4 protein-coding genes are annotated in these 3,258 nt (G+C 75.2%); 1 reads left to right on the forward strand and 3 read right to left on the reverse strand.

The features are described 5' to 3' along the window. Positions 1 to 620 (reverse strand): lytic polysaccharide monooxygenase (locus E1258_RS31365; protein WP_165949956.1); only part of this gene is annotated, 620 nt, incomplete at its 3' end. Between the two features lie 346 nt (positions 621 to 966). Between E1258_RS31365 and E1258_RS31370 the strand changes: the two genes are divergently transcribed. After that, a complete protein-coding gene (locus tag E1258_RS31370; protein ID WP_132407454.1) occupies positions 967 to 1,902 on the forward strand; it encodes a carbohydrate kinase in 936 nt (311 codons plus the stop codon). Positions 1,903 to 1,921: 19 nt separating this feature from the next. Here the strand turns inward: E1258_RS31370 and E1258_RS31375 are convergent, their stop codons facing one another. Together E1258_RS31375 and E1258_RS31380 are read right to left on the reverse strand one after the other, a co-directional pair. Beyond that, on the reverse strand, positions 1,922 to 2,752 hold the full coding sequence (locus tag E1258_RS31375) for an MBL fold metallo-hydrolase (protein ID WP_132407456.1): 831 nt from the start codon (positions 2,750 to 2,752) through the stop codon (positions 1,922 to 1,924). Then, positions 2,749 to 3,171, reverse strand: coding sequence for a thioesterase family protein (locus tag E1258_RS31380; protein ID WP_132407458.1), 423 nt, complete (start codon positions 3,169 to 3,171; stop codon positions 2,749 to 2,751). The genes E1258_RS31375 and E1258_RS31380 overlap by 4 nt, the downstream gene beginning before the upstream one ends. Positions 3,172 to 3,258 lie beyond the last annotated feature (87 nt).

Genomic DNA, 3,258 nt, shown 5'->3' on the forward strand with positions numbered 1-3,258 from the left:
CAGCGCGAGTAGATGATGTGCCGGCCGCTCTTGCCCGACGGCAGGTTGCCGCTGAAGTAGTAGTGCCCCTCGTTGGTGCCCACCGGACCGTTCTGCGGCGGGTTGGTCACCGTGAGGAAGGGCTGGGTCTCCAGGTCGCTCCAGGCCAACGCCCGGGTCGGGCTCCAACTGTCCTTGGTCACGTAGAAGTAGAAGGTGCCCGGGTGGTGGGCCCAGTTGCTGTACTTGAAGTCGAACCGGGCACCTGCGGTCAGGTGGGTCAGCGGCCAGTCGGTGCGGGCCGCGTCGTAGCCGCTGAAGCCGGGGTTTCCGCCGCTGCACAGCTTGCCGTCAGGGATGAAGCCCACGGTGCGACCGCCAGCGTCCGAGCGCAGCACGCTGAACCAGTTGTACAGCGAGTTGGGCCCGTTCTGAGCGACCGCGGCCGAGCAGGCCGGGTTGTTCGGCTTGATCTCACCGGTGGGGGCGAGGCCGTCCTTCCAGCAGAGGTAGGTCCGGCTGCCGGGGGTCATCGCGGCGCCGTGGGCAGCGGCGGGATCGGGGCTGGCCACCAGGGTGGCGGCACCCGCGGCGAGGGTGGCGGCCGCGATGAGCAGCGCGGCCGTGCGGGAACGGGTCACGGGGTTCTCCTGACTCGCGGAACGACCGCACCGGCCGTTCCGCTGCGACGAGCGGATGTCACGATCGCGGTGTCGCGCCCATGCCCGTGGGCCGACGGCGCGCGTCACCGACGGTCCGCCTCGGCGGACCGGCGTGCCCCTCGCGCTGGCTCTCCCGGCGCCGGCGGACACGACAGCCCTCGTATCGGCCGGCATCGTCATCTCACCACGCCGGCTCCGCCCGTCGCAATAGCCGACCGTCGATGATATTCGCCCCCGCGGCCGGTCCCGTCGAGGTTCGGTGCCGGCGTCGCCGTCAGGTAGGACAGGATTGGGGCACGGTGGCGGAACGACGGAGGGACTTCCGATGGGATACGCGGTGGTGCTGGGCGAGGCACTGGTCGACCTGCTCGACGCCGAGTGCGACGGCCAGCCCGTCTTCCGGCAGGCGATCGGTGGCGGACCGCTCAACGTCGCCGTCGGGGTGGCCCGGCTCGGCGGGTCGGTGCAGTTCGTCGGCTCGCTCGGCGACGACGTGCTCGCCGACCGGATCCGCGCGTTCCTGACCGACGCCGGAGTCGGGCTGGCCGGGGCGGTCACCGCGCCCGCGTCGACCGCGCTGGCGGTGGCCACCCACTCCGGAGCCGAGCCGGACTTCCGCTTCTACGGCGAGCCACCATCATATGAGCTGCTCACCGCCGACGACCTGCACGTCGACCTGGTCGGGGGCGCCGACGTGCTCTACTGCGGGTCGATCGTGCTGCTGTCGCCGAGCGTGCTGGCCGCCGCGCGCCGGGCCTGGTCGCTCGCGGGCGGGCTGCGGGTGTTCGACCCGAACGTCCGGCCCCGGCTGCTCGGCGGCCCGGCTGCGCTGGCCGCCCTGCGCGAAACGGTCGCGGAGTTCGCCGCCTCCGCCCACCTGGTCAAGCTCAGCACCGCCGACGCGGAACTGCTCTACCCCGGCGAGCCGGTCGAGGGGGTTGCGGCGTACCTGCGGGAGCTGGGGGCGGGGACCGTCGTGGTCACCCTCGGCGCGGACGGCGCGGTGGTCGCCCCCGTCAAGGCCGATCCGGTACGCGTACCCGCACCGAAGGTGCGCGCGGTGGACGCCACCGGCGCGGGCGACTCGGTGATGGCGGCCCTCGTCGCCGACCTGCTGGTCGACGGGGAGCCCGCCGACCCGGCCGACTGGCACCGGCGGGTCGCGTTCGCGCTGCGGGTGGCCGGCCTGGTCTGCGAGTCACCGGGCGGCGCGGTCGCCATGCCCACCCGAGCCGAGGTGCTGCGCCGCTTCCCCGGCTGACCCGCCCGCCCCCGCTCGGTCAGCCGACGCCGTCCAGTTCGGCGTAGCCACGGCGGGCGGCGGTGAGGGCGGCACGGGCACCGAAGGGGGCCTCGGCGGCTACCCGCTCCGGTGGGGCCCCGCCGGTGTGGCCGGCCCGGATCAGCCAGGACAGCTCGGCGAGCTGCCCGTGCTGGGCCCGGACGAACTCCGGGTCGACCAGCTCACCGTGCCCCGGCACGACCACCGTGCCCGGGGTGGTCAGCCGGAGCAGCTCGGCGACCGCGTCCGGCCACTGCAACGGGTACGACTCCTCGAACGCCGGCGGGCCGCTCTGCTCCACCAGGTCCCCGGCGACCAGCACGTCCGCGTCCGGCACGTGCACCACCAGGTCGGCGTCGGTGTGCCCGTGCCCCGGGTGGCGCAGCACCACCCGCCGGCCGCCGACGTCCAGCACCGTCTCGCCGCGCACGACGTGCGTCGGGGCCAGCAGCCGCGTGCCGGCCAGCTCGGCGGCCAGCTCGGGCCGGGCGGCGCGCACCTCCTCGTACGCGGCCCGGCGCACCTCGTCGGGGCGGTCCCGTAGCGCCACGGCGGCGGCCTCGTGCGCGTACACCGGGCGGGCCGGGTCACCGGCGAGGACGGCGTTGCCGAAGCAGTGGTCGAAGTGGTGGTGCGTGTTCACCACCGCCCACGGGTGCGGGGTGATCGCGCGGGCGGCGGCGACCAGCTCGGCGGCCTGCCCGGCGGTGGAGAGGGTGTCCACCACCAGCGCCCCGCCGTCGCCGACCACCAGCGTGACGTTGACGTCGAGCAGCGGCTCGCGCAGCACGTACACCCGGTCGGCGACCTCGACGAACCGCGGCGTCATGCCGTGGCCGCCCCGGCCGGCGCGCCCGAGGCCCGCTCGACGAAGCGCCGCCGGTCGACCAGCGTCCGCTCCACCCGCCCCCGCGCGACGATCTCCCCGGCGTCGGTGACCGTCACCTCGAAGCCCAGCCGCCGACCGTCGACGTCGGTGAGCCGGGCCCGCGCGACCACCGACCGCCCGACCGGCGTGGGGGCGAGGTGGTCCAGCTCGACCCGGGTGCCGACCGTCGTGCGCCCTGGCGGCAGCGCCCCGGCGGTCGCCGCCACCGTCGCCGCCTCGGCCAGGGCGACCACCCGGGGGGTGCCCAGCACCGGAACGTCGCCGGAACCGGCGGCCAGCGCGGTGTCGGCCTCGGTCACGGTCAGCTCGACCCGGGCGGACCGGCCCGGCGCGAGGGATTGCTCCGACTGCTCCTGCATGGGCACAGCCTAGGTGGTCGGCGTCGGCCGTTCCGGGTGCCGCCGTTAACCTGGACGGCGATGGCCGTCGTGACTGAGCCCCAGCCC

The organism is Micromonospora sp. KC207 (assembly GCF_004348615.1).
In the GTDB taxonomy this organism is placed as follows: domain Bacteria; phylum Actinomycetota; class Actinomycetes; order Mycobacteriales; family Micromonosporaceae; genus Micromonospora.

Coding starts and splice junctions, on each gene's coding strand:
- E1258_RS31370 (WP_132407454.1), top strand. CDS start 967: ATGGGATACGCGGTGGTGCTGGGCGAGGCACTGGTCGACCTGCTCGAC.
- E1258_RS31375 (WP_132407456.1), bottom strand. CDS start 2,752: ATGACGCCGCGGTTCGTCGAGGTCGCCGACCGGGTGTACGTGCTGCGC.
- E1258_RS31380 (WP_132407458.1), bottom strand. CDS start 3,171: ATGCAGGAGCAGTCGGAGCAATCCCTCGCGCCGGGCCGGTCCGCCCGG.